The sequence below is a fragment of the Bacteroidia bacterium genome (genome assembly GCA_040880525.1).
Taxonomy (GTDB): domain Bacteria; phylum Bacteroidota; class Bacteroidia; order CAILMK01; family JBBDIG01; genus JBBDIG01.
Window position 1 is genome coordinate 37,538 of record JBBDIG010000048.1, and the last position, 19,441, is coordinate 56,978.

Annotated in this window: 18 protein-coding genes and 1 tRNA gene; 6 read left to right on the plus strand and 13 right to left on the minus strand. The window is 45.6% G+C overall.

Annotated elements, in window-relative coordinates; translation table 11 throughout:
• The first annotated feature begins 86 nt into the window (after window positions 1-86).
• Both WD077_13360 and accC read left to right on the plus strand, forming a co-directional pair.
• Window positions 87-578, plus strand: coding sequence for a hypothetical protein (locus WD077_13360; GenBank protein MEX0968223.1), 492 nt, complete (start codon window positions 87-89; stop codon window positions 576-578).
• A 27-nt stretch (window positions 579-605) separates the two neighbouring features.
• A complete protein-coding gene (accC, locus tag WD077_13365; GenBank protein MEX0968224.1) occupies window positions 606-2,096 on the plus strand; it encodes an acetyl-CoA carboxylase biotin carboxylase subunit in 1,491 nt (496 codons plus the stop codon).
• An 81-nt stretch (window positions 2,097-2,177) separates the two neighbouring features.
• Here accC and WD077_13370 read toward each other — a convergent pair.
• The 9 genes from WD077_13370 to WD077_13410 form a co-directional block, all read right to left on the minus strand.
• Window positions 2,178-2,250 (minus strand) — tRNA-Met (locus WD077_13370).
• 64 nt (window positions 2,251-2,314) lie between these two features.
• Complete coding sequence (locus tag WD077_13375) at window positions 2,315-4,045, minus strand: PDZ domain-containing protein (GenBank protein ID MEX0968225.1); 1,731 nt, start codon at window positions 4,043-4,045, stop codon at window positions 2,315-2,317.
• Between the two features lie 274 nt (window positions 4,046-4,319).
• The gene (gene dnaJ, locus WD077_13380) at window positions 4,320-5,489 is read right to left on the minus strand and encodes a molecular chaperone DnaJ (GenBank protein MEX0968226.1); all 1,170 of its coding nucleotides are present in this window, start codon (window positions 5,487-5,489) and stop codon (window positions 4,320-4,322) included.
• 5 nt (window positions 5,490-5,494) lie between these two features.
• Window positions 5,495-6,046: a nucleotide exchange factor GrpE gene (locus WD077_13385; GenBank protein ID MEX0968227.1), complete on the minus strand. Its 552-nt coding sequence runs from the start codon at window positions 6,044-6,046 to the stop codon at window positions 5,495-5,497.
• Window positions 6,047-6,174: 128 nt separating this feature from the next.
• A complete protein-coding gene (locus WD077_13390; GenBank protein MEX0968228.1) occupies window positions 6,175-6,696 on the minus strand; it encodes a TlpA disulfide reductase family protein in 522 nt (173 codons plus the stop codon).
• Between the two features lie 183 nt (window positions 6,697-6,879).
• The gene (locus WD077_13395; GenBank protein MEX0968229.1) at window positions 6,880-7,980 is read right to left on the minus strand and encodes a polysaccharide deacetylase family protein; all 1,101 of its coding nucleotides are present in this window, start codon (window positions 7,978-7,980) and stop codon (window positions 6,880-6,882) included.
• 239 nt (window positions 7,981-8,219) lie between these two features.
• On the minus strand, window positions 8,220-9,539 hold the full coding sequence (murA, locus tag WD077_13400; GenBank protein MEX0968230.1) for a UDP-N-acetylglucosamine 1-carboxyvinyltransferase: 1,320 nt from the start codon (window positions 9,537-9,539) through the stop codon (window positions 8,220-8,222).
• A 5-nt stretch (window positions 9,540-9,544) separates the two neighbouring features.
• Window positions 9,545-10,201 carry a DUF4290 domain-containing protein gene (locus tag WD077_13405; protein MEX0968231.1) on the minus strand — a complete coding sequence of 219 codons (657 nt, stop codon included), beginning with the start codon at window positions 10,199-10,201 and terminating at the stop codon, window positions 9,545-9,547.
• Window positions 10,202-10,283: 82 nt separating this feature from the next.
• Window positions 10,284-12,524: a UvrD-helicase domain-containing protein gene (locus tag WD077_13410; protein MEX0968232.1), complete on the minus strand. Its 2,241-nt coding sequence runs from the start codon at window positions 12,522-12,524 to the stop codon at window positions 10,284-10,286.
• 327 nt (window positions 12,525-12,851) lie between these two features.
• Here WD077_13410 and WD077_13415 point away from each other — a divergent pair, with 327 nt between their 5' ends.
• The 3 genes from WD077_13415 (at window position 12,852) to WD077_13425 (ending at window position 14,770) form a co-directional block, all read left to right on the plus strand.
• On the plus strand, window positions 12,852-13,412 hold the full coding sequence (locus tag WD077_13415; protein ID MEX0968233.1) for a hypothetical protein: 561 nt from the start codon (window positions 12,852-12,854) through the stop codon (window positions 13,410-13,412).
• A gap of 197 nt (window positions 13,413-13,609) precedes the next feature.
• A complete protein-coding gene (locus tag WD077_13420; protein MEX0968234.1) occupies window positions 13,610-14,143 on the plus strand; it encodes a transposase in 534 nt (177 codons plus the stop codon).
• A gap of 93 nt (window positions 14,144-14,236) precedes the next feature.
• Window positions 14,237-14,770, plus strand: a complete 534-nt coding sequence (locus WD077_13425) for a transposase (protein MEX0968235.1) — start codon at window positions 14,237-14,239, stop codon at window positions 14,768-14,770.
• A 281-nt stretch (window positions 14,771-15,051) separates the two neighbouring features.
• On the opposite strand, the gene WD077_13430 is transcribed toward WD077_13425, so the two are convergent.
• From WD077_13430 to WD077_13445, 4 genes are all read right to left on the minus strand, one after another.
• Entirely contained in the window at window positions 15,052-15,744 is a 693-nt protein-coding gene (locus tag WD077_13430; protein ID MEX0968236.1) for a hypothetical protein, read from the minus strand.
• 600 nt (window positions 15,745-16,344) lie between these two features.
• The gene (locus WD077_13435) at window positions 16,345-17,457 is read right to left on the minus strand and encodes an NAD(P)/FAD-dependent oxidoreductase (protein ID MEX0968237.1); all 1,113 of its coding nucleotides are present in this window, start codon (window positions 17,455-17,457) and stop codon (window positions 16,345-16,347) included.
• Window positions 17,458-17,470: 13 nt separating this feature from the next.
• On the minus strand, window positions 17,471-18,220 hold the full coding sequence (gene rlmB, locus WD077_13440; GenBank protein ID MEX0968238.1) for a 23S rRNA (guanosine(2251)-2'-O)-methyltransferase RlmB: 750 nt from the start codon (window positions 18,218-18,220) through the stop codon (window positions 17,471-17,473).
• A gap of 45 nt (window positions 18,221-18,265) precedes the next feature.
• Entirely contained in the window at window positions 18,266-18,586 is a 321-nt protein-coding gene (locus tag WD077_13445; protein ID MEX0968239.1) for a tetratricopeptide repeat protein, read from the minus strand.
• Between the two features lie 45 nt (window positions 18,587-18,631).
• On the opposite strand from WD077_13445, the gene WD077_13450 reads away from it, so the two are divergent.
• Window positions 18,632-19,372, plus strand: coding sequence for an electron transfer flavoprotein subunit beta/FixA family protein (locus tag WD077_13450; GenBank protein MEX0968240.1), 741 nt, complete (start codon window positions 18,632-18,634; stop codon window positions 19,370-19,372).
• Window positions 19,373-19,441 lie beyond the last annotated feature (69 nt).

A 19,441-nucleotide genomic window follows, 5' to 3' on the forward strand; every position in this document is an offset into this window, starting at 1 on the left:
CGGTCAGGCTTTACCTTATGGATAACCCTAAATTTTCTAATTTTGACCGCTTTAAAACCTGCACCCACGCAAACAATCAAAGATAGATGCACCAAGGATTAGAAAATTTGTCTCCCGAAGAATATAAATTCATTCATGAAGTTCCCGCCTGGATTACAGTGCTGATAGCGGGCGCTGACAATGTAATTGATCAGCAGGAACTGGAATGGGCCGAACGGATCACCCATTTTCGTACCATGAAGGAGGACTATTTGCTTCGCGAATTTTATCGTGAAATAGACGAAAATTTCCATCAGAGCCTGCAGGATAAGATCCAGGAACTAAAGGGCATTGCGGATAATGCTGAAGGACGCAACCTGTGGATTTCTCAAAAACTGGCAAAGGTAAATGAGCTATGGCCTAAAATAGAATATAACCTGGCGACCAAACTTTATGTAAGTTTTAAAACGCTGGCCTCCCACATCGCCAACTCTTCGGGAGGTGTACTTGGATTTGGCGCCATGAGTCCGTCTGAAAAACTTTGGGTTGACCTCCAGATGATAGATAACCCGGAACTGACGCATCCTGATGCTGAATAATATTGCTCAGCGTACACCACCTTTAGCATGAAAAAAATACTCATCAGTAACAGAGGCGAGATAGCCCTGCGCATCATCCGTTCTGCAAAGGAAATGGGAATCGGGACAGTAGCTGTTTTTTCTGAAGCTGACCGGGATGCGCTGCACGTACGCTATGCTGACGAGGCAGTGTGTATTGGTCCCGCGGCTTCCTCGGCTTCTTACCTCCTCGGAGATAAGATCATAGAAACTGCCTTACAATTTAAAGCAGACGGGATTCATCCGGGCTACGGTTTTCTCTCTGAAAATGCTGCATTTGCCCAAAAGGTACAGGAGGCCGGAATTAAGTTTATCGGCCCCTCTTCTTCTTCTATAGAAATGATGGGCAATAAACTGGCAGCCAAAAGGGCAGCTAAGCAATACAATATTCCCATGCTGCCGGGAACCAATACGGCCGTCTCGGATTTGGCTGAGGCTGCCAGAGTAGCTGAGGAAATCGGCTTCCCGGTATTGATAAAAGCTGCTGCCGGTGGCGGTGGAAAAGGAATGCGGGTAGTCAACGCTGCCAGCGAATTTCACGAGCAAATGCAGCGGGCCGTGAGTGAAGCGCAATCATCCTTTGGGGATGGGTCGGTGTTCCTCGAAAAGTATATTTCCTCTCCTCGGCATATTGAAGTGCAGGTCCTGTGCGACCAGCACGGGAATTTTCTTCACCTCTTTGAGCGGGAATGCTCCATCCAGAGGCGGCACCAGAAAGTGGTCGAGGAAGCACCCTCATGCATTCTTACGCCAGAAATCCGGGAAAGCATCGGACGAAGTGCGGTGGATGTGGCGCGTGCCTGCCACTACGAAGGTGCCGGCACCGTGGAATTTCTCCTGGATCAGGACCTTAATTTTTATTTCCTTGAAATGAACACCCGCCTGCAGGTGGAGCATCCTGTAACCGAAATGGTAACGGGCGTTGACCTCGTAAAGGAGCAGATAAAAATTGCCCGCGGAGAAAAAATAAGTTTCAAGCAAGAAGATCTTTGGCTGAACGGCCATTCTATAGAATTGCGGATCTATGCGGAAGATCCCTACAACAATTTTCTGCCTGATACCGGAACGCTTACCGGTTATCGCCCGTCAGACGGGCCTGGCGTACGAACGGACAGCGGCTATGAGGAAGGGATGGAAATCCCTGTTTTTTATGATCCGATGATCTCGAAATTGGTAACGCATGCGCCAACGCGCATAGAAGCCATAGATCGAATGAGCCGCGCTATCAGTGAATTTCATCTGGAGGGGGTGGCCAACACGCTGCCTTTTGGCAAATTCGTAATGGAACATGAGGCTTTCCGCTCAGGTAACTTCGATACGCATTTCGTGCAGAAACATTTCACACCGGATAACCTGTATCAGGAAAATGAGGATGAGGCAGAAGTGGCAGCACTGCTTGCCGTCTACCTAGAGCAGGAGCGCAAGCACCAAGTCAAATCATCCTACGCTCAAAGACCTTCCGATGCGGCCTGGAAGAAAAGACGGACTGCAGGTACCTAATGCTGTTGCCGTTCGCACCAAATTATTTCCTTGCAAGGCACATAAAAAAGGCTGATAATCTCTTATCAGCCTTTTAAGTAGTAGCGGGGGCAGGACTCGAACCTGCGACCTTTGGGTTATGAGCCCAACGAGCTACCAACTGCTCTACCCCGCAGTGTTTTTTCGAGGTGCAAATGTAGATTTCCTTTTTGTGTCCTCCAAACATTTAATTTTATGCCTTATTCTGCCTCCCACCGGTGGCCTGCCCAGGCCTCAAAGTTTCGCATTTGCTCTGCTGTGGGATGTTCCTGTTTCACTACTTCGTGGTACGGGTAGTACGTCTCACTCCCGCCCTGTAGCTTCAGCGTCCTTAAATTTCCCCGCGACCGGACAGTGAGTTTCATCTTAGCCTTTTCGAAGAACGCAAAGAGCGAGAGCACGTATTTCTCCTGTAATGGAATGCCATTAAGGCTCAGCACTTCGTCCTTCAATGAAAGGCCTGCCACCTCAGCAGGAGAACCGGGAGCAATAGCCGTTACCATCATCTCCTCATTCAGCTTGAATCCCAGCCGCTGTTCGGCCATAAACGCAGAAGGAACCCGTTTTATCGCTAATCCCAAAAAATCAAACGCCTCATCCAGCACCTCATCCAGGGCATCCGTGCCCCAAATGTAATTTTGAAAAAAGTCAGTATAGTCCTCGTCTGAAATTGCTTCAATAGTCCCTTTATAATCCGCCTCGGTAAATCCTATTTTTTGCAGAGCAAATTTTTCATAAAGCTGGCGCATTACCGTGTCCAGCGATAGTTTGTGATTGCTGCGTTTGCGCAAGCGGACATCCAGGATCAGCGCCACCAGCGCTCCTTTATGATAAATGGAAACTTTCCTGTTCGGAGCGCCCTCGCTATAGCCATCAAGCCAGGTATCAAATGAAGATGCGGCTACTGACAAGTTAAAGCGGCCATAGTTGTGGAAGTGGCGGTTCAGTACTTTACCGGCTTTATAGCAATATTCATTAAAACTCCATACGCCCGACCTCAGCAGCATATAATCACCATAATAAGTGGTAACGCCCTCTGCCACATAGCCGAGCGGACTGTAGTTTTCCTTTGTAAAATCATACGGATACATCTCAGCGGGGCGAAGCGCCTTCACGTTCCAGGTATGGAAAAGTTCGTGCGAACTGATGCCCAGGAATTCACCATACTTCTCCGGCTTCATCAACTCGAAGCCCGGACCCAGGGCTATGACGGTGGACCGCTCATGCTCTACACCATGATACACAGGGTAGGGCGGCACCTGAAACAGGTATTGATATTCTTCTACCGGAAATGCTCCGAATACTTTCAATTGCTCCCCGGTAAATGCCATGAAATCCTTTTGGATCCGGCTCCACTCTGGCCGCGCGATTCCCTGAAACCAGAGATGAAACTGAACACCACCCAGATCAAAATCCTGGTGCTGCAAAGTGGCAGATGCAATAATGGGAGAATCAGCTAACCGGTCAAAATCCGGTGCCCATAACTGATGACCTGACGTTTGCCTGAGACTGCCCGCCACCAGGTAATCTTCAGGAACATTGAGGCTGAGGCTGCAATCCTCCCCTGCCCGCTGCGGCACGTACATCAGGCAATTTACCGGGTTCAGATAGAGTTGCTCAGCATCCACATACGTAGAACCGGCATTTAGCTCGGAGGCATAAAGATTATACTTCACCACAACCGTATCGATATCTTTACAGGTTACCTCCCACAGGTCTTTCGTACGTTTCTCAAATGGCAGGAATTTGCCGTCAATATCTTCAGCGCGCCATGCCTGCACATTTTTCGCGAAATTTCCGAGCTCGTAGCGCCCGGGACGCCAGGCTGGCATTTGCAATTGTAGTTTATCCCCCTCTATTTCCGGTATCGCCATTTCTATCTGCAGGTACTGTCCTGCCGGATTTTCACATGAAATTGTATAGGAAATCATTGATTGTATTTTGATTTAATAATTCTGCAAAGTTAAGGGTGTGCTGAAAACTACATTATCTGCTATTCGATAAAACCGTATTTTCTATTGAAATATCAAATATTTTAAAATTCTTTTAACTATTTCACATCAGAATTTTAAATTAAAATTTTTGATTAAGAAATAATAACTATAATGTCACAATTAAATTCCAATAATTAAAACAAAAAAAATCCCGCTCCGTTGCTTTTTTCAAGCTTCAGGAACGGGATCTACCTAACCATAAATATATTCACTAACTAAACATTTCCTTTACTTTTTCAAAAAATCCTTTTTCATCACTTTCGGCTTTTGGCTGAAAGTTTTCTGATTTGCTCAGTTCCTTCAATATTTTCTTTTCCTGGTTTGTGAAGGCTCTGGGCACATAAATATTTACATGAATCAACTGGTCGCCTTTCAGCCCGTTTTCCAGTCGTGGTACACCTTTATGTTTTAACCTGAATATTTTCCCTCCCTGTGTACCTGCCGGAATGTCAATTTTCACCATTCCATCAATGGTAGGAATTTCTTTCTCTGTCCCCAGCGCAGCATCGGCAAAACCAATATGGAGATCAAACATAACGTTGCTTCCGTCTCGTTTCAGGTATTTGTGTTCTATTTCTTCAATAACCACGATAAGGTCTCCGGCAATTCCGCCACGTGGTGCGGCATTTCCCCGGCCTGAAACGCTCAGTTGTACGCCATCCTTCACGCCTGGCGGAAGTTTTACGGTAACCACCTCCTCGCCATGTACGCGGCCCTCGCCATGGCAGACATCACAGCGGCTGGTGATCACTCTGCCTTCGCCCTGGCAGGTGGGGCAGGTGCTGGCCGTCACCATTTGCCCCAGGAAAGTATTAGAAACCTGGCGCACCTGGCCTGAACCCTGGCACGTGGAGCAGGTGGAAAATGAATCGCCACCTTTTGCACCGGAACCACTGCAGGTTTCGCAGGAAAGATATTTCTTGAGCCTCAGCTTTTTCTCAACGCCTGCTGCCACATCCTGCAAGGTTACCTTCACCTTCACGCGCAGGTTCGTGCCTTTGTATACAGTCCTTCTCCGGCCTCCGCCTGAGCGGCCTCCGCCAAAGAAACTGTCAAAAGGATCGCCACCACCTCCACCGAATATGTCTCCAAACCGGCTGAAAATATCGTCCATTGACATACCGCCTCCGCTGAAGCCACCTCCTCCTCCATAAGCGCCTGCACCGGCATGGCCAAAACGGTCGTAAGCCGCGCGCTTCTGCTCGTCTCTCAGTATCTCGTAAGCCTCCGCTGCTTCCTTAAAACTTTCTTCGGCTTCTGCATTTCCGGGGTTCTTGTCAGGGTGGTATTTGATCGCCAGCTTGCGATATGCCTTCTTGATCTCATCCTGTCCGGCATCCTTTGAAATACCTAATATCTCGTAATAATCTCTTTTTGTCATACCTCTTATTGTCCTACTATCACTTTAGCATGGCGGATAATTTTGTCGTTGAGTAAATATCCTTTCTCAACCTGATCCACCACTTTTCCTTTCATTTCATCGTTTGGCGCCTGAATTTTTGTCAATGCCTCATGCATATCCGGATCGAACGGTTCGCCAATCGCCTCCATTTCCTTCAGCCCTTTTGACACCAACGTTCTTTTGAGTTTATTATAGATTAATTCCACCCCCGTCAGCACATCTTCATTTTCGGCAAGTTTCATTGAGTCCAGGGCTCTCTCCAGATCATCCAATACAGGTAGTAGCTCAGCTACCAGGCTCGCATTGGCATTGGTAATAAGTTCCGCCTTCTCTTTAAGAGTTCTCCTTCTGAAATTCTCAAAATCAGAATATAACCGGATGAATTTATCATAATATTCATCGCGATCTTTCGACTCGTCTTTCTCCAAATCCTTTGGATCCTCCTCGTAAGCCTGTTCATCTGTAACTGTTTCTTCTTCAGGCACGAGGTCATTCTCTATATTCATATCTTCTTTTTCTTCCTTCTTATCGTTCATGGATTTTTTATTATTTGAGTTTCCAATAAAAACATCAAAAATTCTGGTTCTTCTCCTTTCGGCCGCATTCAACAAGATTATTGCCAGCAGGGTGTGCTGACAAACTGACACCGGAGATATAGGATCGGCTACTTTATACGGGAAGCAAGGATTTCCTCGAGCTCTGCAGCGCTGAGTTCTTTGGCCACGATAATTCCGTTGCCATCAATCAGGAGATTATACGGAATGGCATTGATGCCATAGGTTCTGGCGGCTGCAGATTTCCAGCCCTGAAGGTCGCTTACCTGATTGGGCCATTCCAATTTATCATTCTGGATCGCCTGCATCCAGTCTGCTTTCACTTTATCGAGCGAGACGCTGTAAATCGTAAAACTTTGTCCTCCGTCAAATTCCCCGTTCCTGAACCTGGTATATACCCTTTTGAGGTTTGGATGCTCTTTGCGGCAGGGAATGCACCAGGAAGCCCAAAAGTCAATAAACACCATATTTCCTTTTAATGAAGAAAGGGGGATGGCTTTGCCTTCGGGATTATTAAGATTGATCTCCGGAGCATGATCTCCGGGGTTCAGTCCCACCTTTTGTGCGAAAGCAGGAGATATGGCAAAACAAAATAGCGTTAGTATCAGAATGAGCCTTTTCACTTCCATCATCGTTAGTTTTACTTTTAGTTGTCCAATTTCCATTCCAATACAGAAAGAAAGCTTTGAAGAAAAAGTTTTGGAGATAGCTTCACCTCTTCGCTATGGGACCGGGCCATAGTGCCGATATAGTGACTTACAAGATTAAACTGTGGGATTTTACCATTGCTTTTACATTGTCAAGTGTGAAAGTCGTTATTTATATTCCAATAAAAATAATGTTAAACACAAAATAATAAATAAAATTAATATTTTAATAATTATTCTAATATCCGTTGATTCCATGTGTCTGTCAATTCCATGCTTCCCCAAAGGTTTCTTTAGCAAATAATACAGGTATTCTGCCTTCACCAAAGCGCTGGCCGGAAGATTAGTGCCTTCCATGGGAAAACGCTGTAAATGCCGGTAACTGAAATCCTGTTTGAGTCCGGCACTCCCGAAAGTAAAATCCACCCCTGTCCGATGCATCTGCTGAATGAGTTTTGCAGAAATTCCGTGATCTGTAAAAGGAAATGAAAATGACTGAGTTTCCTGCTGATAATCCCTGGTTATTTCTTCCATGCTTTTTTTCGCCTGCTCCCACTGCTCATTATAGGATAACAGTGAGAATAGCGGGTGTTCCATACTGTGGCCTCCAATATTAAATCCATCGTCTATCATTTCTTTAACTTGCGCGGAAGTCATATACGGACGCTCCTTTAGCAGAAAACCGGCAAAATTAACTTCGAGTATCTCAGCTATTTCATCCAGTTTTTGCTTCAGTAAAAAATTGATTTTCAGCACTGCCGCTTCAAGATTAAAAGTGGCAGGAATCCCCAGGATCTCATAGATCCTTTTCTTCACTGGCTCTGAAATTCCTTTTTTAATTTGATTAATGATCAAACTCGCTTTATAGCGGTACATTAATCCTTTATTATCAATAAAAGGTGGATTAATAAAAAATACTGCCGGAATGCCTTTCCGCAGGAGAATGGGTGCGATGACTTCAGCGCATTCCCGCAGGCCGTCATCAAAGGAAAGTAACATGCAGGGTTTGGCGTGAAGCAGTTTTTCATCCTGCAAATATTTAAGCTCCTGCAGGTTGACCGGCTTATAAAATTTCAGCAGAAAATCAAGATCAGCCTCAAAGTGGCGGGTGTTGCGGTATTGATACAAATGGCTGATATGCGGCAGGTATTCATCGGAAACGACATGATAAAATGGCAGGAAGAGCTGTTCTCCGGTTAATTTGAAGAGCAGAGGCAAGGGAACCACTCTGCCGGCTGTTCGCAAGGTATTCACAATTAATTTTTTCAATTGCGTACAACCTTATTTAAGGTCTTATCAGTTTGAATCACGGCTGGAAAAAGAATAAGTTTGGGTTGAGTGTATTACCGAAGTGTTTCTATAGTTTTTAAAAAAATGAAAATAAGGGTTTTATTAAATTCAAATTTTCACTTACATTTAACGATTTACGGTTATAGGATTTAATCTGAACTGGCCGGTTTGGTTGCGTTCTTTCCATTGCAAAAAGTATGGTTATGCTCTGCTCGCAGTTAATCACCAGCCGCATTCACCCTCGCTATCCCGGCTCCCAGCGCATTCAGGCGCTCATCAATTTTTTCATAGCCGCGATCAATTTGCTCAATGTTGTAAATGGTGCTTCTTCCTTCTGCTGAAAGGGCGGCAATCAGCAGAGAAACCCCGGCCCGAATATCGGGCGAGCGCATGCTGATTCCTTTCAGCGGATGTTTCCGTGCAAGGCCCATAACGGTGGCCCGGTGCGGGTCGCACAAAATTATCTGCGCGCCCATGTCAATAAGATTGTCCACAAAAAACAGCCGGCTCTCGAACATCTTTTGATGGATCAGGACATTTCCTTTGGCCTGCGTGGCAGTAACCAATGCGATGCTGATAAGGTCGGGCGTAAATCCTGGCCATATTGCATCCGCCACAGTCATGATAGATCCATCAAGGAAAGTCTCAATTTCATACTCTTCCTGTCCATGAATTACCAGGTCGTCTCCTTCCCTGCTCATGCGTATTCCCAACCGCTTGAAAACTTCCGGGATAATGCCCAGGTGCTCATAGCCTACATTTTTAATGCGGAGTAAAGACTGGGTCATAGCGGCCATCCCGATGAAGCTACCAATCTCGATCATATCAGGAAGGCAGCGGTGTTCGCAGCCGCCTAGTTTCTCCACGCCTTCTATTACAAGGAGATTGCTGCCAATGCCGCTGATGTTGGCGCCCATGCTGTTAAGCATTTTGCAAAGCTGCTGCAGGTAGGGTTCGCAGGCCGCATTGTAAATGGTGGTTTTACCTTCGGCAAGTACAGCAGCCATTGCAATGTTTGCCGTACCGGTTACCGAGGCTTCGTCCAAAAGCATATACGCGCCTTTGAGCCGGTTTGCAGTCAGCTTGTAAAAGCGTTGTTCAGGATCGGCTTCAAAGCTGGCGCCCAACTTTTCAAATCCGGTAAAATGAGTATCCAGTCTGCGCCTGCCGATTTTATCGCCACCCGGCTTGGTGAGCACGCCTTTTCCAAACCGCGTCAATAGCGGTCCCATCAGCATTATAGATCCGCGCAGGCTTCCAACTTTGCTGAAAAAATCAGGGGAATGGAGATAGTCCAGATCAATATCATCTGCCTTGAATTCATAATCATTTGGCGCAAGCCGGTCCACTTTTACGCCCAGCCCACGGATAATCTCCAGCAGCTTCAGCACATCCCGTATCTCAGGTATGTTGCGGATCACAATTTTTTCCGCGGTAAGCAATGTAGCGCAAATCACTTGTAGTGCCTCATTTTTTGCACCCTGCGGCTGTATGGTTCCTGAGAGCCTTACCGGTCCGTTAATTACAAAAGATTCCATTCGTTTTATTTCTTGCCGCCTCTGCGAAAGTTCTTCCGTCCCTTCCCTTTGTTTGTCCGGTAGTCGCGCCTGTGGCGTTTTGCATGCTGGGAAGGAGCGTCTGGTATTTTCAACTGTCCTTTAATGGTATCCGGCTGAAGTTTGCCTCCTGACATATTCTTCAGATCGTTCAGCACTTTTTCATCCGTTACCTTGTCATCGTTCCAGATTTTATATGACATGCGCATGTAGCTGGCAATAGAATCCACCAATTCTTCTTTTGCCTCGCCATCTTCCATTTCCGTAGCGGTTTTAATCATTTGCTCTACTATGCGTCCATAGTGGCGAAGCTTAATATTATTGCTGGCATAAGGGATGGGATCCGGCTGCGTTTTGAGCGTATCTTCTTCGGGTGGCGGATACGGTGCCTCCACATCCAGGCGGAAATGTGAGATCAGGTGCAGGTGATCCCAGAGCTTGTGCTTGTAGTCTCCCTGCCCTCTTACTCCGGGATTAATCTGCGACATTACATCAATAATCTCATGGGCGGCTGCGGTTCGCTTTTCCCGGTCCTCAATTCCTATGGTAAACTCTATCATCTTCTGGATATTTCTTCCATATTCCCGGATCACCATTTCCGGCCGGTTGGAGTTGTACTCCATTTTTAATTCTTCTTCAATCATAATTTAAAATCTAAATGTAAAAAATATTTTCAGGGAACAGAATTGGGTGCAAAAAACGATCTTTTAAAGGGAAAAACCTTTATCAGTTTATGATGCGCATTTTGGCAAACTTCAACAGTATTTGCTTTTGTCCCAAACCTTTAAACTCAATTGTTGCTTTTCGGTTTTGGCTGTCACCATTTACATTCACAACGGTGCCCTGTCCAAAACGGTTGTGCTCCACCTGCATGCCGCTCTCTAACGTACTCACATCATCCGGTTTAAAATCAGGTGATGGCTGATGAACGGCCTTCGAGAAATTGGCTTTTCTCATTACCGGTTTTGTCAGATTGGGCAGCGAAAACTGCGGCTTCTGCTTTTGTGCAGGCTGCTGATAATCCAGAAAGCGGGGATCTATTTCATCAATAAACCGGCTTTGCTCGCCCGGCACTAACGTTCCCCACCGGAAGCGGCTTTTGGCAAATGAGAGGTACACTTTTTCCCGTGCCCGTGTTAAGGCTACGTAAAACAGGCGCCTCTCCTCTTCCAGGTCCTCACGGGATTGCAGCGACATTTGCGAGGGAAAAAGATTTTCTTCCAGCCCACCCACAAACACCACCGGAAACTCCAGCCCTTTGGCAGCATGTATGGTCATCATCGTTACGCTGTCAGCATCGGGATCTTTGGTGTCGGCATCTGTAAGCAATGACACTTCCTGCATAAACAGCGCTAAGTTCCTGGCATTGCCCTCCGCATCCTCATCTTCTCCCCGCTCTGTAAATTCTTTGACTGCCGAGAGCAATTCCTGGATATTCTCGTATCGCGCCACACCTTCAGGAGTTTTATCCTCGAACATCAGCTTCAGAATGCCGGATTCACGGGCTATCTGCATCCCCATTTCGTAGGCATCAGTTTCCTGTACCCGCACCTGGAAGCTTTCGATCATTACACGGAAATTTTCAAGAATATGCTTCACGCGGGCATCAAACGGTGTTTGGCTGATGTGCTGTATCACCTCCCAAATGCTCACACTGTTCTTGTTGGCCAGAATGATCAGTTGCTCCAACGTGGTTTTGCCAATGGCTCTTTTGGGATAATTGATCACCCGCTTCAGGGCCTCCTCATCCCGCGGATTCACGGCCAGGCGAAAATAGGCCAGCAGGTCTTTCACCTCTTTCCGGCTGTAAAACGAAATGCCGCCAATGATCTGGTACGAAATATTCAGTTTTCGCAGCCATTCCTCGAATGCGCGCGATTGGGCATTGGTACGGTAGAGGATCGCAAAGTGGCTATTGCGATAGCGATTGGTCATTCTTTCATCAAAAATGGTTTGCGCTACGATCCTGCCTTCCTCACTTTCTGACTGCGCTTTAAAAACCTTGATCAGGCTGCCGGCCTGGTTCTGGGTCCAAAGCTCCTTCTTCAGTTGATAGCGGTTTTTGCTGATCACCGCCCCGGCAGCGTTCACGATGTTTTCCGTAGAACGATAGTTTTGTTCCAGCTTGTAGACGGCCAGGTCAGGATAATCCTTTTCATAATCGAGGATATTTTTAATGTTGGCACCCCGGAAAGCATAGATGCTCTGGGCATCGTCTCCCACCACGCAAATGTTGCGATGAACGGCCGCCAGCTTCCGGATGATGAGATACTGAAGATGATTGGTATCCTGGTATTCATCCACGAGTACATAGCGGAACTTCTGCTGGTATTTATTCAGTACAGGGGCATGACGCGTAAACAATTCATAGGTTTTCAGCAGAATGTCATCGAAATCCATGGCTCCGGAAGTGAAGCAGCGTTTCGCATATTTCTCATATAGCAAACCCAATTTAGGACGGGCATTGGACTGGTCTTCTGCCTGAATTTCAGGATCGTCCTGGTATTGTTGCCATGAGATGAAATTGTTCTTGGAGAGGGAGATCCGGTTCAGCACGAGGCTCGGCTTGTAAAGCTTAGGATCAAGATCCTCTTCTCTCAGGATACTGCGGATCAGGCTCTTGCTGTCGTCCGTATCATAAATGGTGAAATTGCCGGGATAGCCAATGTGGTGCGCTTCTATTCTTAATATCCGGGCAAATACCGAGTGGAAAGTGCCCATCCACAGGTTCTTTGCTTCGGTACCTACCAGCGCTTCTATTCGCTCCCGCATTTCACGGGCAGCCTTGTTCGTAAACGTTAGGGATAAAATACGGAAAGCATCTACATCATTCTGGAGCAAATGGGCTATGCGGTAGGTGAGTACCCGCGTTTTGCCCGACCCGGCTCCTGCAATGATCATTAACGGACCTTCGCCATGCTGCACGGCCTGCTGCTGTACTTCATTCAGCTCAGCAAGATATTTCATATATTAATTCAGAAAATTCTCTGGTGATAAAAAGATGGTTCAAAATTACCGCTTCAAAGCTGATATACCGGATTTCAGCTACTGACACTTTAATAAATTTGTTTTTCGTGCCGCTAACCAACCGGGTTGGATCCAGGTTAGCGCGCGTTATGCTGACACTAAACGCGCGCTAACGGCAGAAAAACCATGAAAAAGTACTGCCACCCGCTATACTTCATTGGAGTTATGAGGTAATGCAGCAATATCATTTCTTTTTGGGATTAAGTTTTTGGTCTAAGAAAAGAAAATTAACTTTCCGCTACCAAAAGAGTTGAAAATATCAGCCCCATGAAAAACTTAGCCACCATACTTGTTGCAACCTTTGCCTTTTTATTACTGGCGATGCAATGCCGGAAGAAAGACGAACCTAAACCTAATTCTGAGCCTGGGCTGCCGCCCATTACCACCTCGGGTGAGAACACTTTTGGCATGAAGGTAAACGGGGAGCTTTGGCTTCCGAATAAGCTGCCGGGACATCCGACAACCGGTCCAAAAGCTATTTATAAGAGTGGAGAGCTTAGTATTTCAGCAAATAGATACTATGAGCCTGATTATGATTCATCCGAAAATTTAAATATAGGGTTTGTTTCAGGCAGCCGATTGGTAGAGGATACAGGTACCTTCAGGTTAATTACTTATCCTTTTGGCGGTGGAGCGTATCGGACATATTATCCTTCGGTTATATGCCATTATGAAACGGATTCCAGCAGCATTGGAGAATTACACATTTCAAGGTTAGATAAGGACATCGTTTCCGGTACTTTTTGGATGACCGTAGTGCCAAAAAAGGGAGAATGCGCTGATACCATTTATATAACTGATGGCCGTTTCGATTTTAAATACTATTAATTGTTAATATTTCTTTAATCTCATAAAACCCAAACATCATGAGAAAGCTAGTTCTTTATTTTCGTTTTAATTGCTATGGCCTCCTAACGCTGGTGCCGCACCCAAACCCCTACCTCCCCCACGCTGGTGCGAGTTTAACGGAATAATCTGAAATGACAATGGAAGATTATGCAGTGTAACTCGTACCTTTATCAGCCATGAGCAGGAAATACAAGTTCTACAATAGTGAAGGCCTATATTTTGTGAGTTTTGCTACCGTTTATTGGCTGGATGTATTCGTAAGAGAAGAATATTGTGAGATTTTAGTGCAGAGCCTAAAATATTGTCAGAAAGAAAAAGGAATGGAAATATTTGACTGGTGCATTATGCCAAGTCATGTGCATTTAATTTTTAGTGCTACTGATCATAATCCTTCTGATCTGATGAGGGATTTTAAGAAATATACTTCAATAGAATTGCAAAAAGCTATAGGGACAAACCCGGCAGAAAGCCGAAAGGAATGGCTGCTTTGGATGATGAAGCGTGCCGGGTCAAAGAGCAGTAATGTTAAGAATTATCAGTTTTGGCAACAGCATAATAAACCGATTGAACTGTGGAGCAATGCGGTTATTGATCAAAAGGTTGAATATATTCACAACAATCCGGTCGAAGCTGGCTTTGTAAGTGAGCCACAGCATTGGAAATACAGCAGTGCAAATGAAAATCAACTTATTAAACTGGCTGTGCTCTAAAGGTACGAGTTACCCTTTGCTGGTGCGAGTTTAACGGAATAATCTGAAATGACAATGGAAGATTATGCAGTGTAACTCGTACCTTTATCAGCCATGAGCAGGAAATACAAGTTCTACAATAGTGAAGGCCTATATTTTGTGAGTTTTGCTACCGTTTATTGGCTGGATGTATTCGTAAGAGAAGAATATTGTGAGATTTTAGTGCAGAGCCTAAAATATTGTCAGAAAGAAAAAGGAATGGAAATATTTGACTGGTGCATTATGCCAAGTCATGTGCATTTAATTTTTAGTGCTACTGATCATAATCCTTCTGATCTGATGAGGGATTTTAAGAAATATACTTCAATAGAATTGCAAAAAGCTATAGGGACAAACCCGGCAGAAAGCCGAAAGGAATGGCTGCTTTGGATGATGAAGCGTGCCGGGTCAAAGAGCAGTAATGTTAAGAATTATCAGTTTTGGCAACAGCATAATAAACCGATTGAACTGTGGAGCAATGCGGTTATTGATCAAAAGGTTGAATATATTCACAACAATCCGGTCGAAGCTGGCTTTGTAAGTGAGCCACGGCATTGGAAATACAGCAGTGCAAATGAAAATCAACTTATTAAACTGGCTGTACTGTGAAGGTACGAGTTACGCTATCGCTAAACTCGCACCAGCAACGGTAACTACACATTTCAAGGTTAGATAAGGACATCGTTTCCGGTACTTTTTGGATGACCGTAGTGCCAAAAAAGGGAGAATGCGCTGATACCATTTATATAACTGATGGCCGTTTCGATTTTAAATACTATTAATCGTTAATATTTCTTTAATCTCATAAAACCCAAACATCATGATAAAGCTAATTCTTTTTTTCATTTTAATTGCTATGGCCTCCTAACGCTGGTGCCACACCCAAACCCCTACCTCCCCGGAAGAAGAAGCTTAAAATTAATCAAAGGAGAAAGGTTCATTTCCTCTTCATAACTTCCCCAATTTTTCAAATGAATGGGCGCATAAAATGCTGCTAAACCCATGTCCATAGAAAATATCAAGTTGGGTTTTACACTCCAATTGCCATTTAGCAGTAATTCTCCGGCAAGCCCATCCCGTTCGTGATAGCTCCAGGAATAATTACCTTCTTTATCGGAATAAGTCCGGTATTCATTTATTCTTCCGGCCAAATTCAGGTAATACTTTCCTCCTGCTTTTAACCCACCCCAAAATCGCTCTCGGCTAATAACATTAAGTTGCAAATTCAGTGGAAGCACTAAGGATAAAATCTCATTGCTGACAAAATCATATCCATAAGTATTGAAACATGCTACTGGACATCGCCTGCTGTTCATGACCTCTTCATGCGACATGCCTACTCCTTCGAAATCATATTTCATCCAGGAAATTCCGGCACCGCTCGTAATCCAAAACCGGTTACCAAGGCGATGGCTCACCTCACCAGCGGCATTGAGGCCGAAACTGTAATTATCATTGTAATAGGTCGAATTGAGGGATGTACCTACGGTAACGCCTGTAAGCCATTTGATTTCACGATCTTGGGCATAAGCTCCAGTGAAAAACAACAGGCACAGTAGCAAAAGAATAAGGTGGTTTCTCATGGTTTTACAATTTTTAAGATAGCGCTAAGATATAAATTATCGAGAGAAGCAATAGCCCGGAGTCGCTTGGCCTCTGTAATGGTACGAGTTACGCTGTCGCTAAACTCGCACCAGCGCTGTAAAAGCAGCCACGTAACCCTGGCAAGGCCTTTATGTGCAGGAGATTCCTGATATTCCGCTATCGCGAAATTCAGGAATGACAGGTTTGTTTGTAGTTCAAGATTTTATCCCGCTCGTGGTATAATAGTACAATTCTCCACTGATTATCATCAGCATTTTTTAACCACAAACAATAACCACAATGAAAAAAACCAATGCTGCTATCTTTGATTTCTGCTGATTACTTCTTTGATATACGGGCAGGTTACCACGAAAACCTGGCCTGAGTACATGATAGAATATCTTGATTTTAAAAGTCGTAAAAATCATTTTTAAATAGCCCCCGGTTTAAACCGGGGGTAACGAATGTCAGGTGTGACGTTACCGCTTTAGCGGTTTCATGTATTTACCTTCAACAAAAAGCCGTGTGAAAAAGGGTAATTGATACTCACCCAAACTTCTACCACCTGATTCACTTTTTACCCCATAGCGCCATCCAGCCTAAAACGTCTCCCCATGCGTCTTCTTCACAAGAAAGCGGGCCAGCGGAGGAATATTTTTGGCAATGCTGATGGCCGCCTCGGTGAGCAGCTTCTCGCCAAACAACCGCTGGATCTGGCGGCCTGCCCATAGCCGCTGCGCGAAGAGCTTATCCCAGCGATGGGAATAAGCTTGCTCCATTTGGCTGCGCGAAGTTTCGCTTTTCAAAAAACGGTGGCATTCTTCCGCTGCAATCTTCCCAGCATGGATGGCCATTGCCATTCCGTTTCCGCACAAGGGAGCAATCATTCCTGCTGCATCTCCAGCCATCAGGATATGGTTCCATACGGGTTCCTTTTTTCCGAAAGAAATTTCATTGATCACCTCCGGCTTCATAAAGAGGTAATGGGCTTTTGAAAATATCGCCTGCAGGTATGGATTTTTATACAATACCTGCTTTTCCATTTCGAGAATGCTCCCATGCTTTTTCAGGTTGTCGCGGCTGGTGAGGTAGCATATATTCACTTTGCTGAACTCAATGGGTGCAATACCGCAATAGCCCTCATGGAAATTGTGTAGTGCGATCAGGTCGTCAGGATAATCGAGCCGGACGTGATACTTCACTCCCATCCAGGGAGATCGCTGTTGCATGAATTTGCGACTGAGCTGACGGTCAATATTCGAGCGCTTGCCAAAAGTTCCGATCACAACCTTAGCATTTAGGGGCGCTCTGCCGGGAATCTCAACCTCAAACACGTCATTCGTAAATTTTACGTCATACACTTTAGTATTAAGCAAGAATTCAGTGCCAGCGCTTATTGCCTTTTCATATAAATGATGATCAAAGGATTGCCGGCTGATGCCGAAACCTCCCAGGTCCAGCGGCATTTCCAGCAGCCTGCCGGAAGGTGCAGAGATTTGCAAGTGCTTAATTTTTGTGGCATTGAGCCGCTCCGGTTCCACACCCAGGGATTTTAAAAATGGCAATACCTCATTTGCGATGTATTCGCCACAGACCTTATGGTAAGGATACTGATTTTTCTCTATCACCAGCACATCGAATCCTGCGCGGCCCAGGAGAATGGCAGAGGTTAATCCCGCCAGGCCGCCTCCTATTATTATTACATCCTTCAAAGGTCCATGCTTTTTATTCCGCTTTCAGCCGTTGGTGCATGGCCTCATGGAAGATGATCCCGGCAGCAACCGATACATTCAGAGAGCCGATAGTTCCCGCCATTGAAATTTTAATTGAATCTTCGAGCAGGCCCGCTATTTCTTTTCCAATTCCTTTTCCTTCGGCTCCAAGAACAAGCACCACCGGGTGCGTAAGTTCAGCTTCCTGAAGTGGCTTCTTCGCATCTTCTCCTGCTCCAATCGCCATGAGGCCGGATTGCTTCATGAAGTGGATGGCATTGGAAAGATTCTTCTCGCGGCAAACCGGCACTTTGAGCAAGGCCCCGGCTGAACTTTTCACTGCATCAGCATTGATAGCGCCCGTCCCTTTTGCCGCCACCACTAATGCATGCACGCCAAAGCACTCCGCGCTACGGGCGATAGCACCAATATTTCTTACATCCGTTATTCCATCAAGCACAGCAATGAGCGGCATTTTTCCCTGCTCAAACAGCGCAGGCAGCAATTGTTGCAGATCATGAAATTCTATGGGAGAAATAAATGCCACCACGCCCTGTTGTGCCCTGCCCGGCATTCTCTTCATTCGCTCTTTGGGCAGATGCTGATATGGAATGGCCTCTTTCCTTAGCAGTTTCACGAGTCCCGTCAGCCCTTCGCCACGGTACTCCTGCTGTATCAGCACTTTGGATATTTCCCTGCCTGCCGCCACAGCTTCTTCCACAGCATGGATGCCGTAAATGATCTCGTCTTTTTCAGACTTCAATTTCTTCTTTATTAAGATTTTAAAAATAAACCGGAAAAAAACGCCCTAATCTTCAGACAGTAATTCAAGAGCCTGCCGCAATTCATTCAGCGTTTTTTGCTCGCGCTGCCGGACAGCCAATGAAATTCCCCGTTCATAAGCGGCTGCCGCCTCAGAATGTTCGTTCATTCCTTCGTAAAGCTGGCCCAACTGAAAATATTGGGGCAGGTAATCCGGATCCATTGCATTGAGCCGCAGGAAATGGTGCAGCGCAGCCTCAAAATCGCCTTTTCCCATATATTCAAGAGCGATAGCATATATCAGAAAGGGATCCTGAGGATCGGCCTTTTGCATCTCTTCCAGTTTCGCCAGGCGATCATTAGCCATTCTTCATTTTTTAGTACGTTTGCAGCTCCCAAAAATCAAGGATTTATGAAGATTTTAGTGTGTGTGAGCAAGGTTCCGGACACCACGACAAAAGTAAAATTTTCCAGTGACCGCAAGTCAGTTGACTACTCAGGAGTTCAGTTTATTATTAACCCTTATGATGAACACGGACTTGCGAAGGCACTTGAACTCAAGGAAAAACATTCCGGCAGTACCATTACTATCATCAACGTAGGTGATGCATCATCTGAAGCCATCATCAGAAAGTGCCTGGCAATAGGCGCTGACGAAGCCATGCGTGTGGATGCTGAACCTGCCGATGCCTTTTTCGTGGCCGAACAAATTGCCGCAGCTATAAAAGATAAAGGATTTGACCTCATCATTACGGGCCGCGAATCTATTGACTACAATGGTGGCCAGGTTTGCGATCTGCTCGGAGAAATGCTGGAAATTCCATCGGTTGGGCTGTCTACCTTTGTAGAAGTTGCTGACGGCTCAGCTACCATCACCCGGTTTGTTGATGGCGGGCACGAGACGTTGCAATCGCCACTGCCGCTGGTGCTGAGTGCTACCAAAGAACTGGCTGAACCCCGCATTCCGAATATGCGCGGAATTATGATGGCGCGCTCCAAACCTATTCAGAATGTTCCGGCTGCTGATGTGACCAAACATACCTCGGTTGCGGAATATGAACCGCCAAAGGAAAAAGGTGAATGCAAATACATAGATCCGGAAAATGCGGGGGAACTCATTCAACTTCTGCACTCAGAAGCCAAAGTAATATAAACCCGTTCATTAAGTTCAGAACCTTTTGCTGTTCTGATTGTCAAAAAATTTAACCAGCATAATTAAAAA